This window comes from Bradyrhizobium sp. (assembly GCF_049798375.1).
GTDB lineage: Bacteria > Pseudomonadota > Alphaproteobacteria > Rhizobiales > Xanthobacteraceae > Bradyrhizobium.
Genome location: NZ_JBARGP010000518.1, coordinates 1 through 15,559 on the forward strand (window position 1 = coordinate 1; position 15,559 = coordinate 15,559).

General features: G+C 63.9%; 17 protein-coding genes and 1 pseudogene. 11 read left to right on the top strand and 7 right to left on the bottom strand.

Translation table 11 applies throughout. The annotated features are described in order from the left end of the window. Positions 1–60 precede the first annotated feature (60 nt). From WA702_RS20960 to WA702_RS20985, 6 genes and pseudogenes are all read left to right on the top strand, one after another. Positions 61–1,458 carry an NAD(P)(+) transhydrogenase (Re/Si-specific) subunit beta gene (locus WA702_RS20960; RefSeq protein WP_425112462.1) on the top strand — a complete coding sequence of 466 codons (1,398 nt, stop codon included), beginning with the start codon at positions 61–63 and terminating at the stop codon, positions 1,456–1,458. A gap of 19 nt (positions 1,459–1,477) precedes the next feature. Continuing rightward, positions 1,478–2,302, top strand: coding sequence for an alpha/beta hydrolase (locus tag WA702_RS20965; RefSeq protein ID WP_425112463.1), 825 nt, complete (start codon positions 1,478–1,480; stop codon positions 2,300–2,302). 104 nt (positions 2,303–2,406) lie between these two features. Continuing rightward, positions 2,407–2,991: a chemotaxis protein CheB gene (locus WA702_RS20970; protein ID WP_425112464.1), complete on the top strand. Its 585-nt coding sequence runs from the start codon at positions 2,407–2,409 to the stop codon at positions 2,989–2,991. A 167-nt stretch (positions 2,992–3,158) separates the two neighbouring features. Then, positions 3,159–3,873: pseudogene (locus tag WA702_RS20975) on the top strand (hypothetical protein). A gap of 19 nt (positions 3,874–3,892) precedes the next feature. Beyond that, a complete protein-coding gene (locus WA702_RS20980) occupies positions 3,893–4,177 on the top strand; it encodes a cupin domain-containing protein (protein WP_425112477.1) in 285 nt (94 codons plus the stop codon). A 232-nt stretch (positions 4,178–4,409) separates the two neighbouring features. After that, positions 4,410–5,234, top strand: a complete 825-nt coding sequence (locus tag WA702_RS20985) for a hypothetical protein (protein WP_425112465.1) — start codon at positions 4,410–4,412, stop codon at positions 5,232–5,234. A 227-nt stretch (positions 5,235–5,461) separates the two neighbouring features. On the opposite strand, the gene rpsU is transcribed toward WA702_RS20985, so the two are convergent. The 3 genes from rpsU to purE form a co-directional block, all read right to left on the bottom strand. Beyond that, positions 5,462–5,764, bottom strand: a complete 303-nt coding sequence (gene rpsU / locus WA702_RS20990; protein ID WP_425112466.1) for a 30S ribosomal protein S21 — start codon at positions 5,762–5,764, stop codon at positions 5,462–5,464. Between the two features lie 175 nt (positions 5,765–5,939). Continuing rightward, positions 5,940–7,049 carry a 5-(carboxyamino)imidazole ribonucleotide synthase gene (locus tag WA702_RS20995; RefSeq protein WP_425112467.1) on the bottom strand — a complete coding sequence of 370 codons (1,110 nt, stop codon included), beginning with the start codon at positions 7,047–7,049 and terminating at the stop codon, positions 5,940–5,942. Next, a complete protein-coding gene (purE, locus tag WA702_RS21000) occupies positions 7,046–7,534 on the bottom strand; it encodes a 5-(carboxyamino)imidazole ribonucleotide mutase (protein WP_425112468.1) in 489 nt (162 codons plus the stop codon). The genes WA702_RS20995 and purE overlap by 4 nt, the downstream gene beginning before the upstream one ends. A gap of 222 nt (positions 7,535–7,756) precedes the next feature. On the opposite strand from purE, the gene WA702_RS21005 reads away from it, so the two are divergent. Beyond that, the gene (locus tag WA702_RS21005; protein WP_425112469.1) at positions 7,757–8,404 is read left to right on the top strand and encodes a GGDEF domain-containing protein; all 648 of its coding nucleotides are present in this window, start codon (positions 7,757–7,759) and stop codon (positions 8,402–8,404) included. Here WA702_RS21005 and WA702_RS21010 read toward each other — a convergent pair. The 3 genes from WA702_RS21010 to WA702_RS21020 all read right to left on the bottom strand — a co-directional run bounded on the left by WA702_RS21010 (position 8,374) and on the right by WA702_RS21020 (position 9,371). Continuing rightward, the gene (locus tag WA702_RS21010) at positions 8,374–8,625 is read right to left on the bottom strand and encodes a hypothetical protein (protein ID WP_425112470.1); all 252 of its coding nucleotides are present in this window, start codon (positions 8,623–8,625) and stop codon (positions 8,374–8,376) included. The genes WA702_RS21005 and WA702_RS21010 overlap by 31 nt on opposite strands. Before the next feature lie 60 nt (positions 8,626–8,685). Continuing rightward, a complete protein-coding gene (locus tag WA702_RS21015) occupies positions 8,686–8,895 on the bottom strand; it encodes a hypothetical protein (protein WP_425112471.1) in 210 nt (69 codons plus the stop codon). Between the two features lie 269 nt (positions 8,896–9,164). Beyond that, a complete protein-coding gene (locus WA702_RS21020; protein ID WP_009028242.1) occupies positions 9,165–9,371 on the bottom strand; it encodes a YdcH family protein in 207 nt (68 codons plus the stop codon). Positions 9,372–9,665: 294 nt separating this feature from the next. On the opposite strand from WA702_RS21020, the gene WA702_RS21025 reads away from it, so the two are divergent. Then, entirely contained in the window at positions 9,666–9,851 is a 186-nt protein-coding gene (locus WA702_RS21025; protein ID WP_425112472.1) for a YdcH family protein, read from the top strand. Between the two features lie 193 nt (positions 9,852–10,044). Here WA702_RS21025 and WA702_RS21030 read toward each other — a convergent pair whose 3' ends face one another. After that, on the bottom strand, positions 10,045–11,148 hold the full coding sequence (locus tag WA702_RS21030; protein WP_425112473.1) for an NAD(P)/FAD-dependent oxidoreductase: 1,104 nt from the start codon (positions 11,146–11,148) through the stop codon (positions 10,045–10,047). 41 nt (positions 11,149–11,189) lie between these two features. On the opposite strand from WA702_RS21030, the gene WA702_RS21035 reads away from it, so the two are divergent. The 3 genes from WA702_RS21035 to WA702_RS21045 all read left to right on the top strand — a co-directional run. Then, complete coding sequence (locus tag WA702_RS21035) at positions 11,190–11,330, top strand: hypothetical protein (RefSeq protein WP_425112474.1); 141 nt, start codon at positions 11,190–11,192, stop codon at positions 11,328–11,330. Positions 11,331–11,367: 37 nt separating this feature from the next. Continuing rightward, entirely contained in the window at positions 11,368–14,061 is a 2,694-nt protein-coding gene (locus WA702_RS21040; protein WP_425112475.1) for a sensor domain-containing protein, read from the top strand. A 44-nt stretch (positions 14,062–14,105) separates the two neighbouring features. Further along, on the top strand, positions 14,106–15,559 hold a 1,454-nt coding region (locus tag WA702_RS21045; protein WP_425112476.1), incomplete at its 3' end, for a glycerol-3-phosphate dehydrogenase.

The following is a 15,559-nucleotide window of genomic DNA, read 5'->3' on the forward strand; positions in this document are numbered from 1 at the left end:
GAGTAAGATGACGATTAAGCGGCGTGCACCTCGTGGTGACGAAGCAAATGGGGGCCTGAGATGAACGCCAATCTAGCAGCCGTGTTCTATCTCGTTGCCGGCGTCCTGTTCATCCTGGCGCTGCGCGGATTGTCGAGCCCGGCCTCGAGCCGACAGGGCAATTTCTTCGGCATGATCGGCATGGCGATCGCGGTGGCGACCACGCTGGCGGCGCATCCGCCGGCCGACGGCGTCGCCTGGATGCTGGTGATCCTCGGCGTGGCGATCGGCGGCGGCATTGGTGCTGTGATCGCGCGCCGGGTGCCGATGACCTCGATGCCGGAACTGGTGGCGGCGTTCCACTCGCTGGTCGGCATGGCCGCGGTGCTGGTGGCGGCCGGCGCGTTCTATGCGCCCGAGGCGTTCGACATCGGCACGCCCGGCAACATCCATCCGCAAAGCCTGGTCGAAATGTCGCTCGGCGTCGCGATCGGCGCGCTGACGTTTCCCGGCTCGGTGATCGCATTCGCAAAACTGTCCGGACGGATGAGCGGCGCGCCGATCATCCTGCCGGCGCGGCATCTCATCAACATCCTGCTTGGGTTGGCGCTGGTCGTGTTCATCGTCGGCCTCGTGATGTCCGGCAGCGCGGTCGACTTCTGGCTGATCGTGCTGATCGCGTTGGCGCTGGGTGCGCTCCTGATCATTCCGATCGGCGGCGCCGACATGCCGGTCGTGATCTCGATGCTGAACTCCTATTCCGGCTGGGCCGCCGCCGGCATCGGCTTCACGCTGGGCAATTCCGCGCTGATCATCACCGGCGCGCTGGTCGGCTCATCCGGCGCGATCCTGTCCTACATCATGTGCCACGCGATGAACCGCTCCTTCATCTCGGTGATCCTCGGCGGCTTCGGCGGCGAGACCGCTGCTGCCGGTGGCGGCGGTGGCGAGCAGAAGCCGGCCAAGCTCGGCTCGGCCGACGATGCGGCCTTCATCATGAAGAACGCGCAGAAGGTCATCATCGTGCCCGGTTACGGCATGGCGGTGGCGCAGGCCCAGCATGCGCTGCGCGAGATGGCCGACACCCTGAAGAAGGAAGGCGTCGAGGTGAAGTACGCCATTCATCCGGTCGCGGGCCGCATGCCGGGCCACATGAACGTGCTGCTGGCCGAAGCCAACGTGCCCTATGACGAGGTGTTCGAGCTCGAGGACATCAACTCCGAATTCGCGCAGGCCGACGTAGCCTTCGTGATCGGCGCCAATGACGTCACCAACCCAGCCGCCGAAGAGGACAAGTCCTCGCCGATCTACGGCATGCCGGTGCTGCAGGTCTGGAAGGCCGGCACCGTGATGTTCATCAAGCGGTCGCTGGCGTCGGGCTATGCCGGCATCGATAATCCGCTGTTCTATCGCGACAACACCATGATGCTGCTCGGCGACGCCAAGAAGATGACCGAGAACATCGTCAAGGCGATGTAGCGACGCACCGATCCGGGCCATGCCGATCCTGAAATGGCTCCTGATCATCGTGGCGGGACTGTATTGCGCAGGCCTCGCGGTGCTGTTCATCAAGCAGCGGGCGTTCCTGTTTCCGATCCCACCGGTCGGGCGTACCGCGCCCGATGCCGCGGGCCTGCCGGAAGCCGAGGAGCATGTGCTGACCAGCGCCGATGGCGAGAAGGTCATCGTCTGGCACGTGCCGGCCAAGCCCGGACATAAGGTTGTCCTGTACTTTCCCGGCAACGGTGATTTTCTGGCCGGCGTGGCCGGCCGCTTCAAGGCGCAGACCGCTGATGGCACCGGCCTGGTCGCGTTGTCCTATCGCGGCTATGCCGGCTCGAGCGGCAGCCCGAGCGAGCGCGGCCTGCTGCTTGATGCCGACGCTGCCTATGCCTTCGCCGCGCAACGCTATCAAGCCGACCGGATCGTTGCCTGGGGCTTTTCGCTCGGCACTGGCGTTGCCACCGCGGTCGCCGCCGGACATCCCATCGGCAAGCTGATCCTGGAAGCGCCCTATACGTCGATCGTCGATATCGCCGCATTTCGCTTTCCGATCGTGCCGGTCAGCCTGCTGATGTCAGATCAATTCCACTCCGACCGGCGCATCGCAGAGGTCAACGTGCCGCTTTTGATCATGCATGGCGAGAACGATCCGGCGATTCCAATCGCATTCGGTGAGCGGCTGTTTGCGCTGGCCCACGAGCCGAAGCAATTCGTCCGCTTCGCCGGCGGCGGTCACAACGACCTCGATCGGTTTGGTGCCGCAGCGGTTGCGCTTCGCTTCATCAACGCGCCTCGGCTCGATGATCCCAAACCACGTTGACAAACATCAAAACGTCGCGTTGCAAATGGCTGTAGGTTAGGCCGGCTTCATGCGGCGACCTCCAAATGCGCCTTCACCCGTCTTACGATCGAGACCCTTGCTTCGTGGCCATCGGCGCTTCCGGAAGCGAGGGCCTGCATGATCTCTGCCGCCTGCTCGCGTGCTTCCCTTCCAGCCTTCCTGCCGTCGTGCTGGCCGTTCTGCACCGCCCCAGCAATCGGATCAGTCATCTGCGTCAGGTGCTCGCGCGCCGATCGGCCTTGCCGGTGCTGATTCCGGAAGAGGACCAAGTGTTCCGGATCGGCAGGTGCTACATCGGCGAGCCGGCCGCCCACCTATCATTGGCGGAGCGGAGCCGTGTATGTCTGGTCGAGGGAGCGAATAACAAGTACCGCAACAAAACTGTTGATCTGCTGTTCATGTCAGTCGCTGCGCATGCGCGAACACGATCGATTGGCGTGGTGCTGCGAGGATCTCTCTCCGATGGTTCACGCGGCCTTGCCGCCATCCATTTCGCCGGCGGCGTTACGATGGTTGTGGGGTCCAGGGGGATGGCCGCCGAGGGAATGCCGAGCAACGCGACCAACTATGATGGTCCGATCGACTTCATCGGCTCGGTCGAAGAGATCGCCGCCGAGATCAGCCACCGCACCGGGGCATTAACAGCAGATATGCTTTCGGGCGACTAATCCGGGCCATGCCGGCATGAAAGGCGCGGGCCGCGGCCTCAGAGATCCTTTCATCCATTATCATCTCTCGGACAAAACCAGGCAAATGTCAGATGGCCCCGGCAACAGGCTAGCGGGGATTTCGCTTTGCTCCATAATGGGCGATCAGTCCCGTTCGGGCGGAGCGAATGAGCGCGCAGAGCACGATGCCGAGATCGGCCTGGATCTTCCTGCCGCTGGCGATCCTGTTCGCCGGCGTCACCGCGACAGGCTACGGCTTCGCGCTGTCAGCGCCGGGGCTCGTGTTCGCGGCGGTGCTGCTCGTCATCCTGTTCGGCTCGGTATTTGCGGCCGTCCACCATGCCGAAGTGATTGCCCATGCGATCGGCGAGCCCTTTGGCACCTTGCTGCTGACGCTGGCGGTGACCATCATCGAGGTCGCGCTGATTGCGACCATCACGCTCGGCGATACCGCGGCGCCCGCGCTGGCCCGCGACACCGTGTTCGCGGTGGTGATGATCGTCTGCAACGGCCTGGTCGGCATCTGCATCCTGATCGGCGGGCTTCGGTACCGCGAGCAGGACGTCCCAGGTGCTTGGCGCCAACGTCTATCTCGGCGTGCTGTTCGTGCTGGCGACGATCACGCTGGTGATGCCGGATTACACGCGGACCACGGCCGGCCCGGTCTATTCCGCCGCCCCGCTCGGCTTCGTCCCGGCGGTCGCCGCCGCCTACGCGTTGGACAAGCGGCTGGTGCTGGCTCCCCCGCAGAGCTTGGTGCTGCTGTTCCTGACATTCGCCTTGAGCATGCTGACGTTCGGCGCGGGCAGGACCAACGTCCTGTTCGGGCTGGTCCACATGGTCGTGTTCGCCGTATTCCTGTTCATGCTGTTCATACCGTAACGAGACGGAGAGAATGACGATGCTTAGCGCCAAATCCGAGGTCCAGATCGATACCCCTGAAGTCAGGGTGACCGAGTGGCGACTGGTTCCTGGCAGCGCGACCGGACATCACATCCACGAGATGGATTATGTGATCGTTCCCGTCACCGACAGCGAGATGACGATCGTTGCTCCTAACGGGGAACGATCCAAGGCCAAGCTTTCGATCGGGAAATCCTATTTCCGCAAAGCCGGCGTGGAACACGATGTCCTGAACGAAACGTCGACGGAGATCGTGTTCCTTGAGGTCGAGCTGAAATCGTAAAGCTTTTGTTTACCGAAATGTCGCTGATTTGTGGTAAATGTTAGCTGCTTCCGTAGCTCCCGAGTCGTCGTATCAGCGCTTCTGTGCGAAGGTCAGTTCGTCACCTCGAACGGCTGCTTTTGTGCCTGAGTTCCGTGCGTATCTTGAAAGCCTCAAAGACTTTCGGGTGAGTGGTCGTGGTCCCTAATTGTGCCTCAAAGTTCCCGCAAATACCGTGCGGGGAGTGGTCCGGATGCTGAAATACGTCACTAAGCTCGCCATGGAGATCGTCCCGTCGGTGGTTGCCACCATCCTCGGGGCCTACATCGTCAACCACTACATCAACGGCAGGCCCGCAACGCCGGCGGTCGCCGTAATGGCGCCGGCTGCTGCCGACGCTGCCAAGCTCGACGGCGCGAAGGCGGATGCCAAGCCGGCTGAAACCTCCGCCGAGATCTCCAATATTCCGGGCGCGGGCATCAAGGCCAAAGGAATCGCTGAGAAGTCGGTGACCGACAAGGCTGCGGTCGAGAAGCCCAGCGAAGCCAAGGAATCGAAATCGGAAACAACCAAGTCGGAAACCAAGCCGACTGAAACCGCGAGCCTGCCCCCCGAGAGGTCGCATGGCGTGACGTCGAAGCCCGCGGCTCGCTCCGCCGAGACGCCGGCAGCGCAGGAAGAGCGTCGTGACGCGGCCGATCTGGCGCGTGCGGCGATCGAGCGGCTGCGTGCCAGCGAAGGCGCGCATTCCTCAGATACGGCGCGCCCGACCGGGGATGCGCCCCGTGTGGTCATGGCCGCGCCGCCGGTCTCTCCAGTTCGCCCGTTGCCACCTCCGATCAGCGTCTCGACCCCGGTTGATGGTGCGCCCTATGCGGCTGGAACGCCGTCCTACACCGGCTCGATTCAGGTCGATGGCCGCCTGACGCCGCCGGCCGAAATCCCGGCACCGCCGCCGGCGCGTCCGCTCGACCTACGGGCCGATCGCGATCCGTCGCTGAAGGACCAGATGTCGAACGTGGCTGATGACATGGTCTCGGCGGCGAAGTCGGTGTTCCACTCCGTCCTGCCGAAATAACCGGCTTCATCCAATCTGCTTGGATCCGACAAACGGCAGCGCCCATGCGCTGCCGTTTGCGTTTCGGCACGGCGACCGGTGATCTCTGCGGAATTCGGTGTCGCCAGTTTCGATCGGAAGCCGGCGCCTATTCCAGCGGGCTCCTGCAAAGGGCAAGATAGAACGGTAAAATAAAAGCGCGGACCAGGGGCCCGCGCTTCATCTGATCAGGAAATTGATCGGCTGGTTCAGCGCGGTCCGCGCGGACCTGCACCTGCGCCCGGTCCGCGGCCAGCGCCGCGATCACCGCCCGGGCCTGCGCCGAACACCGGCTTCGGCTTCATCGGCAACAGACCTTCGCGCTGCAGCTTCTTGCGCGCGAGCTTGCGGGCGCGGCGGACGGCTTCCGCCTTCTCACGGGCTTTCTTCTCGGAGGGCTTCTCGTAATGGCCGCGGAGCTTCATCTCGCGGAAAATGCCCTCGCGCTGCATCTTCTTCTTCAGCGCCTTGAGGGCTTGATCGACATTGTTATCGCGAACGAGAACCTGCACGCGGCATCCTCTTCTCAGGAGATCGGTTTGTGAATCGGGTAAAGCAAGGGGCTGGCGGAAAAGGCCGCGCCCTCGGCCTTGAGCGCGCGGATGTATCAGACAAAGCCCGGCATGTCCACCCGCCGACAGAGTGTTGACGAGAAGTTTAAGCCCGGCAAACGGGCTTTTTGCATTCTCAGCTGGATTTCGGGGGCAGGGGAGCGACTTCGGTCACATGTCCCATCTTCCGGCCAGGGCGGGGGGCGCCCTTGCCGTAAAGATGGACGGTGGCACCAGGAACCGTCAACCAGCGCTCGTAATCGTTGATCTCGTCACCGATCAGGTTGGTCATCGTCACATGGCCGTGGCGGACCGGCTTGCCGAGCGGCCATCCCGCGATCGCCCTTATATGCTGCTCGAACTGCGAGATCGAGGCGCCGTCCAAGGTCCAGTGCCCGGAATTGTGCACGCGGGGCGCGGTTTCGTTGACCAGCACGGTCGGACCATCAGCGCCTTGGACCACGAACATCTCGACCGCTAGCACGCCGACATAATCGAGGGCGGTGGCGATCCGGGCCGCGATGGCGCGGGCCTTTTCGGCGAGCTCATCGGGAATCGCCGCAGGCGCCCGCGAGATCTTCAGGATGTGGTTGCTGTGCTCGTTCTCGGTGACGTCGAAGCATTCGACCTGACCGTCCGCGCTGCGTGCAGCCACCACCGAGATCTCGCGCTCGAACGGCACGAACGCCTCCAGGATCGCGGCCTTGGTGCCGAGCTCAGCCCACACCCGCTCGAGATCGTCCGCCTTGCGGATGATCACCTGTCCCTTGCCGTCATAGCCGAACCGCCGGGTCTTCAGCACGGCCGGCAGGCCGATTCGCAAGATCGCCTCGCGCAGGCTCGCGACCGAGGACACGTCGGCATAGGCCGCCGTGCCGATGCCGAGCGAGGTGACGAAATCCTTCTCCGTCAGGCGGTCCTGGGTGGTCTCCAGGGCGCTGCGACCAGGCAAGACCGGCCGCCGCGCGGCCAGCACCATGGCGGCGGCCGCGGGGACGTTCTCGAACTCGTAGGTCACGACGTCGACGTCGTTGGCGAACAGTTCCAGCGCCTCGACATCGGCATATTCGGCGCAGGTCGCGTGCAGCACGACGTCGAAGGCCGGCGACTCCGGATCCGGCGAGAACACCTGGCTGCGCAGGCCGAGCCGTGCGGCGGCGAGCGCCAGCATCCGGCCCAATTGGCCGCCGCCGAGGATGCCGACGGTGTCGCCCGGCTTCAGCTTCACGGCACGCTGGTTGGTCACTTCGTGCCCTCCGGGCGCTCGGCGATCGCCGCGGTCTGCTGCTGCCGCCACGCGGCCAGACGGCTCGCCAGCGCGTCGTCATTGAGGGCCAGCACGCTGGCCGCCAGCAGCGCCGCGTTCACGGCGCCAGCCTTCCCGATGGCCAGCGTCCCGACCGGAACGCCGGCCGGCATCTGCACGATCGAATACAGCGAATCGAGGCCCGACAACGCCTTGGATTCCACGGGCACGCCGAACACCGGCAGCTCTGTGAGCGCGGCGGTCATCCCCGGCAGGTGCGCGGCGCCGCCAGCACCGGCGATGACGACCTTGAAGCCTTCAGCCTTGGCGCCCTTGGCAAACGCATAGAGCCGGTCCGGGGTACGGTGGGCGGAGACGACGCGCGCCTCACAGTCGACGCCGAGCGCCGCCAGTGTTTCGGCGGCATGGCGCATGGTATCCCAGTCGGACTGGCTTCCCATGATGATGGCGATCGGGGCGGTCATAAGCTCAATTCTTCTCGGGAATCCAGAAACATGGGCCGAAGTATAGGATCGGGCCCGGCAGCGGCAAGCGATCGGAAGGGGGACGGCAATGGACTATCCCGACTTGGTAAATCCGGGCAAGCGTATAAGGTAGGCTTGGCGCGCCGAATTTGAAGTTTCGACCGGTTTATCCGCGCATGTTTCGTCGGAACTCCAAATTCAAGCTGCACGCGAATCAAGGGCTTGCTGGTGCTCCGATTCCGAAGTTCGCAAAGGAGGTCGCCGGAACCGGCAGGCCGCACCATCCGCCGCCTGAAAAGCGAACTCGCGAAAGCCCGGCGGCGGATCGCGGATCTCACGGCGAGCGCCGAACGCGACTTCCTGCTCGACATTTTCAACCGCCGCGGCTTTGCGCGCGAGCTCGACCGCTCGATCGCCTATATCAGGCGCTATCACGTCGCCGGCGCCCTGATCCTGCTCGATGTCGATCGGCTCAAGCCGATCAACGATGCTTTTGGGCATGCCGCGGGCGATCAGGTGCTGAAAGCGGTGGCCGCTACCTTGATCGATCAGGTGCGGTCCTCCGATGTGGTCGGCCGGCTCGGCGGCGACGAGTTCGGTGTCCTGCTCTGGAACTTGGACGAAGCCGACGCGCGCGACAAAGCCAGCGCGCTTGAACGGGCGATTGATGCCTTGAGCTTCAGCTTCGGCGAGACCAGGGTGCAGGCTGGCGCCTCTGCCGGCGTCGCGATCCTGGACCTCACGATGGATGCACAAAGCGCCCTCGAGGCGGCCGATCGCGCCATGTACGTCCGCAAGTCCCAGCGGCGACGTCAGATCGCCGAGCCGGAGCGCGCGGCCTACAGTTCGCCGAGATCCTCCGGCACCTGACCGAAGCTGCGCAGCAGGCGCGCATCGGAGAATTCTCCCCGCATCGGATCGCCACTGCGGCTGAACGCGATCGCGCCGATATTGCCAGCGAGCCGCGACATCATCTCGGCGCGCCGCAACGCCGCCGTCGAGCTCTGACATTCCTCGGCATCACCCGCGATCAGCATGCCGGCTTCATCGCGCAGGAAAGGCATTGCGACGTAGTAGGTGATCTCGGCCATGACGTCGTCTCCTCGTTCTCCCTTCAATTTCCGAATGGGTACTGTGCCAGTATGCGGAGATCAGGCCGCATCGCCGCTGATTGCGTCGCAGGTATTCGGCATGCAGCCGCAAGCGATCGTGGCACGTAGTTCCTGCAACTCGGCTTCCAGATATTCGTTGGCCATGATCAGCGCCTTGATGGTCGAGCGCAGATTTCCGTCGCACATCGCGATGGCCTGATCGCAGGCCTGCTCGTAAATGCCATTGTCCGTCGAGAAGGCTGTGGGCATGGGGACCTTCCTGGAGTTGCCGGTTTGAGAACTATCGATGGGTTTCACGTGCGGCGATCGCCGTTATCCTGATTGTTCCCGATTTGTTCCGAACTGTCAATTGAAGAATTTGCAACGGCGATCGAGCCGGGCAGGTGGCGTTCAGTCACGGTGGGAACGGCTGCAGGTCGCAGTGTGCTCGACCGCAGGGTGCCACAAGTAATAGGATTTGGAGATGGAGCGTACACGCTTTTGGTTGTCGGATGTTCGGCGGGGATCACCGATCCGTGTCACGCAATGATGTCGGGCGTGATCTGGTCTTCGATGAAAGCGATGCGGTCTCGTAGCAGCAATTTGCGCTTTTTCAGGCGTTGCAGGCGCAGCAGGTCCGGTGCCGGAGATTGATGCAACGCATCAATCGCCGCGTCCAGATCACGGTGTTCCTGCTGCAGGCGTGCAAGTTCGGCCTGCAGTTCGCGCTCGTCTTGATCGGCCATGTTCTATGATAGCAAAAAAGCGGGAGGAGGGGGAACGGTTGCAAGAGGGCGGTCCAAATATCGCCTCACGCGCTGTGTCATGCAACCCGTGGACGGTCGGAACGTCCGGCCTATCCCATGAATTTCAGGTTAGGAAACCAAGAGGCATTCGTGATCCGGGTGCTCACGCTTCGTTACACATGGGTGCTCAAATTTGACGCTGCGGTGTTTAGGCCCCATCGACATGACAAGAGACTGGTGTACACTTCATAGCCTCAACGAATCTGAGGCGGAAACCTACCAAGGAGGTCGCGAATGGCAATACAGGCGCATCTCGTTGAATTGGAGCGCAAGCACAGAGTTCTGGAGACCGAACTACACGAAGCGCTCCTGCACCCATCAACAGATGATCTGCGGATCGCCGAATTAAAGCGACGAAAATTGATGGTAAAGGACGAGATCGAGCGCTTGAGGATTGGTACCGACGAAACGGTTCACTGACCCAGCAGCGTAGCTCCCTCTGCTCTGAGATGGGCGCACAGGCCCATCTCAGGTGCAGATGATGCAGATAGCATCTCTCTGAATGGACAATCCTCGCCCGGCGAGGGCTTTCCCAAGCAACGGCCGATTTTCAGCAGCAAAAGATCCTGATGTCACACGCGCTTGGTTTCCCGAGCGCCTGTCCTGGCGTGCATCATACGCCCGCGAGTTCGCCGACGTAGTCGGCAATCGCCAGCGATGACGTCAATCCCGGCGATTCGATTCCGAACAAGTTGATCAATCCCGCGACGCCATGGTCGTGCGGGCCCTGGATCAGGAAATCCTGCGAAGCCACTGCGGGCGGGACGATCTTCGGCCGCATGCCGGAATAGCTCGGCATCAGCGCACCATCGGGCAGCGTCGGCCAGTATCTGCGGATCGCGGGATAGAATCGCTCGGCGCGCGCGGGATCGACGGCGTAGTCGATGTGGTCGACCCATTCCACGTCAGGACCGAAGCGAGCCTGGCCCGCCATGTCGAGCGTCAGATGGACGCCGAGGCCGCCGGGCTCCGGCACCGGATAGATGAGATGCGTGAACGGGGCTCGCGCGCTGCAGCTGAAGTAGTTGCCTTTGGCGAGGTAGGCCGGTGGAATGAGTTGCAGCGGCATGCCTTCGATCAGCCGTGCGACTGCAGTCGCGCTTAAGCCAGCGGCATTGACGAGCAGGCGGCAGGCCAGCGTCATCGGCTGCGCGCCGCCGGCGTCGACCTCGATGTGATCAGCGCCGGCGATGGCGCGCTCGATCGGCGTGTGGAAGGCGAAGGCCGCGCCGGCCGCTTCCGCGTCGCCGCGCAGCGACAGCATGTAGGCGTGGCTGTCGATAATGCCGGTCGAGCGCGACAGCAGCGCAGCCTCGCAGGTGAGCTGCGGCTCCATCGCACGCGCGGCCTCGCCGGACAACAGCTCCATGCCCTCGACGCCATTGGCCAGCGCATGTGCGCGGATGCCGTCGAGCTTCTCGGTCTCGTTCGCCGTCGTCGCGACGATCAGCTTGCCGCAATTGCGATAGGGAATGCCGTGCTCGTCGCAATAGCGATAGAGCGCATGCTTGCCGCTGACGCACATCCGCGCCATCAGGCTGCCGGCCTTGTAGTAGATGCCGGCATGGATCACCTCGCTATTGCGCGACGAGGTGACGGTGCCGATGCCCTCGGCCGCCTCCAGCACGATCACTTCGCGGCCGGCCATTGCCAGGCGCCTGGCAATAGCGAGGCCGATCACGCCGGCGCCGACTACGACACAATCGACCTTATCCATGCCGGATCCCGCCGCCGATTTCGACTGCAGCCGGAAGGAGCATGCTGGCAAACAATGCAACCATTGGTGTTGGGCATAATCGCGTTGTTAATGAGGCATTCATCATGACAGGCCAATTGCGTAGTAGCCGCGCCTTTTTAACCGGCGCTCATCAAGCGCGTTTACCCGATCCAAACCCGTGAGGCCAGACAGTCCCGTGCTGAAATCCGCGGGTGATTGATGGCTGGGACGATTTGGCGAGCAGGTGCCAAGAACGACATTCCTGCGCGGGCCATTGCAGGCTTGGCAGCGGTCGCGACGCCGATCGCGCCTGCCTGGGCGCTGCCGCAGGATTTTCCGGCATCGCGCCATCTCGCCGATATCGCTCCGAACTTGGTGTGGGAAGCCGCGATCGCCGCCATCGTCGTCTGCGCCTTTCTCGCTTCGATTGCGATCTGGATCCATTCGGCATTGCGCGGCATGCGGAATGCGCAGCTGCGTCGCAACGTCTTCATCAGCTCCGCCCTGAACAATCTCAGCCAGGGCGTGATCATGACCGACCGCGACAACCGCGTCGTGTTTTGCAATGACCGCTTCCTGGATATCTACGGCCTGTCGCGTGCAGAGATGCCGCGCGGCTGTACCGGCCGCGACCTGATCGCGCTTCGGCGCCAGCGCGGCAAGCTCGCGGTGTCGATCGAGGAGTATGCAAAGCGCGCCCGGGAGCCGGAAGGTTATGTCACCGAGCTGCCGGACGGGCGCTTGGTGCTTGCCAAGCTGTTCGACTTACCGAACGGCGGCATGGTCGGCGTCCACGAGGATTGCACCGAGCAGCGCAAGCTGGGGCGGCAGCTCGATCAGACCAAGCAGTTCCTCGAATCGGTGCTGGACCACGTGCCGGTCTGCGTGGCCGCCAAGAGCATTCAGGACGGCCGCTACATCTTCGCCAACCGGGCTTTCGAGGCGTTCTCGCGGATGTCGCGCGATCGCATCGTGGGCAGCCGTGCCAGGGAGATATTCTCTCCCGCGACCGCCGAGAACATCGAAGCGGCCGACAAGGCGGCGCTGGCTGCTTCGGAGGCGAGCTATCGCAGCGAGCTGGTGGTCGAGCGCCGCGGCGAGAAGCGCATCCTGGCCTCGAACCGGGTGATCGCCCGTAATGAGAACAACGAGCCCGAATTCCTGATCGCTCTGTTCGAGGATGATACCGAACGTCGCTCGCTGAGCTCCGAACTCGAGAACACCAAGAAATTCCTCGAGCTCGTGGTCGACAACATTCCGGTCTCCGTGATCGTCGAGCGCGTGGCGGACGGCCGCTATCTGCTGGCTAATCGCAGCGCCGAAATCGTCCTCAACCGCAAGCGGGAAGAGGTGACGGGTCTCACCAGCTCCGACATCTTCAATCCGCGCGAGGCCAAACTGATCATCGCGCGCGACGATGCCGCGATCAAGAAGGGCGGGCTGCTGATCGAAGAGCATCCGATCTCGACCAAGGACGGCTTGAGATTGTTCCTGACCCGCCGCATGACCGTGGCAGGCGAGGATGGCGCTCCGCAATATCTGATCAAGACCCACGAGGACGTCACCGACCGTCGGCAGACCGAATCGCGGATGGCTCACATGGCCTACCATGACGGCCTGACCGATCTGCCGAACCGCGCTGCCTTCCTGCAGGCGCTGAGCCAGATGATCGAGGCCTGCGAGAGCACGGGCGAGGAGTTTGCCGTGCTCAACGTCGACCTCAAGGGCCTGAAAGAGATCAACGACGTCTTTGGCCATGCGATCGGAGACAAGCTCCTGATCGAGGTCGCACATCGGATCCAGGACGCCGCGCGCGGCGGCGTGGTGGCGAGATTGTCCGGCGACGAATTCGGCCTGATCATCGACGGCAAGCAGCCGGACGCGGGCCAGGCGCTGGCCGAGCAACTGGCCGCGGCCATTGCCGTCGAGTTCCAGATCGACGGCAAGCCGATCCGCACCGCGCTGACCACCGGCATCTCGGTGTTTCCGCATAACGGCTCCGAAGGCGCCTCGCTGCTGGCCAATGCCGGCGCCGCGCTGTTTCGCGCCAAGGCCAAGTCGCGCGGCAGCATCACCTTCTATCAGCCGGAGATGGACCAGCAGATCCGCGATCGCCGCGTGCTGCACCAGGAGCTGTCGCTTTCGATCAAGAACGGCGAGCTGTCGCTGTACTTCCAGCCGCAGGCCGCCTCCGGCCGCACGGTCGATTCCAGCGAGATCATCGGCTTCGAGGCCCTGGCCCGCTGGCATCATCCGGTGCGCGGCTTCGTCCCGCCCAGCGATTTCATCCCGCTCGCGGAAGAAAGCGGCCTGATCGTCGAAATGGGCGAGTGGATCCTGCGCCAGGCCTGCCGCGAGGCAGCCTCCTGGCCGAAACCGCTGCAGATCGCGGTCAATTTGTCGCCGGCGCAGTTCGTGCACGGCGATCTCGTGGGTCTCGTGCATTCCATCCTGCTGGAAACCGGGCTTGCCCCCGACAGGCTCGAGCTCGAGATCACCGAAGGCGTGCTGATCGAGGATTTCGAGCGCGGCCTCGGGCTGCTGCGCCGGCTCAAGGCGCTCGGCGTTCGCATCTCGATGGACGATTTCGGCAGCGGCTACTCGTCGCTGAGCTATTTGCAGGCGTTCCCATTCGACAAGATCAAGATCGATCGCGCCTTCGTCATGAATCTCGGCCGCAATCCGCAATCGGCGGCGATCGTGCGCGCGGTGATCGATCTCGGCCACGGTATGAACATGTCGATCGTGGCCGAAGGCGTCGAGACCCTGGAACAGCTCGGCTTCTTGGCCGAGGAGGGCTGCGATTCGGTCCAGGGCTACCTGCTCGGCAGGCCGATGCCGATCGAGACCTATGACAAGCTGGTTGGCCGCAGTAATGCCAATGTCCTGGAGTCAGTGCGCAAGGTGGGATAAGCGGTGGCGCGCATCGGGCGCGCTCTATTCCCACGACTGTGTGCATGGCGGACTACGATCTTGCGGTTATCGGGGGCGGGCTGAACGGCGTGAGCTTGGCGCGTGACGCCGCGGGCCGGGGCTTGCGTGTCATCCTGCTCGAACAGGGCGATCTCGGCGGCGCCGCCTCCTCGGCGACCTCACGGCTGGTGCATGGCGACCTGGCCGCGCTGGAGCGGCGCGGCTTCCTGCGCGTGCGTGCCGCGCTTGCCGAGCGCGACGTCTGGCTCGACATCGCGCCGCATCTGGTGCGTCCGATCAGGTTTGTAATTCCCGCCCATCCCAACGAGCGACCGCCGTTGCGGCTACGCACCGGCCTCTGGCTCTACGACCGCTTGGCCGGCCGCGGTCGGCTGCCGGAGGCGACCACGCTGGATGTCACGCACCATCCGATCGGCGATGCCCTGAAGCGGCCGATCGGTACCGCGTTCGAATATTCCGACTGTCTGGTCGACGATTCCCGCCTGGTGGTGCTCACCGCGCTGGACGCGGCCGAGCGCGGAGCCGAGATTCGCACCGGCGCGCGCTGCGTCCGCGCCGATCGCGAGCGCAACTGGCGGCTGGCGGTGATCGATCGCGGCCACCGCCGTGTCCTGACAGCCCGTGCTCTGGCCAACACGACCGGCGCCTGGAGCACCTCGACTGCCGAGACCGTGCTGCGCCAGCCGCAGCCGCGGATCACGGCTCGGCGCGTGAGCCAGATCGTGGTGCCCCGCCTGTTCGATGTGGATGCGGTCTATGTGTTCCAGAACAGCGACGGCCGGCTGATCTTCGCCAGTCCCTACATGTGCGTGTTCACCTTGATCGGCTCGGTCACGCACCCCTTCACGGGCGATCCCGCCGTGGTGACCGCGCCCGCGGCTGATATCGCCTATCTCTGCACTGCCGCCAACCGCTATCTCCGCCAGCAGATCCAGCCGGTCGATGTCGTCAGGATCATCTCCGGTGCCAACATGATGTTTTCGCGCGGTGGCGATGCCGCGGCGATGGCCGGCGTCATGCGCTTCAGCGTACGCCGTAGCAAGGCGCCGCTGCTGACGATGTTCGGCGGCGACGTCACGACAGTGCGGCGTCGCGCCGAGCGGGCGGTGTCCCGGCTGGCGCGGTCTTTGCCCATGGGCCGGCGCTGGACGGCCACCGCGCCGTTGCCCGGCGGCGATTTCGCCTGGGATCATTTCGATACCGAGGTCGACGCCGCTCGCGAACGCTGGCGCTTCCTGGGCGAGCCTGAGGCACAACGGCTGGTCGGCGCCTATGGCTCGCGCCTGACTGAGGTGCTCGGTCACGCCAAGACACGCAACGATCTCGGTCAAAGTTTTGGACCGGAGCTGACCGAAGCCGAGCTGCGCTATCTCATGATAAAAGAATGGGCGCGCTTTCCGGATGACGTGCTGTGGCGCCGCTCCAAGCTCGGCCTCGCCATGCCGCCGGCCGCGCAGGAGGCGCTGGCGACGTTCAT

Bases quoted from the DNA above. Each gene is read 5' to 3' on its own strand.
- WA702_RS20965 (WP_425112463.1), top strand. From the start codon at position 1,478: ATGCCGATCCTGAAATGGCTCCTGATCATCGTGGCGGGACTGTATTGC.
- WA702_RS20980 (WP_425112477.1), top strand. From the start codon at position 3,893: ATGCTTAGCGCCAAATCCGAGGTCCAGATCGATACCCCTGAAGTCAGG.
- WA702_RS20960 (WP_425112462.1), top strand. From the start codon at position 61: ATGAACGCCAATCTAGCAGCCGTGTTCTATCTCGTTGCCGGCGTCCTG.
- WA702_RS20985 (WP_425112465.1), top strand. From the start codon at position 4,410: ATGCTGAAATACGTCACTAAGCTCGCCATGGAGATCGTCCCGTCGGTG.
- WA702_RS21040 (WP_425112475.1), top strand. From the start codon at position 11,368: ATGGCTGGGACGATTTGGCGAGCAGGTGCCAAGAACGACATTCCTGCG.
- WA702_RS21030 (WP_425112473.1), bottom strand. From the start codon at position 11,148: ATGGATAAGGTCGATTGTGTCGTAGTCGGCGCCGGCGTGATCGGCCTC.
- WA702_RS21035 (WP_425112474.1), top strand. From the start codon at position 11,190: ATGCTGGCAAACAATGCAACCATTGGTGTTGGGCATAATCGCGTTGTT.
- WA702_RS21025 (WP_425112472.1), top strand. From the start codon at position 9,666: ATGGCAATACAGGCGCATCTCGTTGAATTGGAGCGCAAGCACAGAGTT.
- purE (WP_425112468.1), bottom strand. From the start codon at position 7,534: ATGACCGCCCCGATCGCCATCATCATGGGAAGCCAGTCCGACTGGGAT.
- WA702_RS21015 (WP_425112471.1), bottom strand. From the start codon at position 8,895: ATGCCCACAGCCTTCTCGACGGACAATGGCATTTACGAGCAGGCCTGC.
- WA702_RS21020 (WP_009028242.1), bottom strand. From the start codon at position 9,371: ATGGCCGATCAAGACGAGCGCGAACTGCAGGCCGAACTTGCACGCCTG.
- WA702_RS21010 (WP_425112470.1), bottom strand. From the start codon at position 8,625: ATGGCCGAGATCACCTACTACGTCGCAATGCCTTTCCTGCGCGATGAA.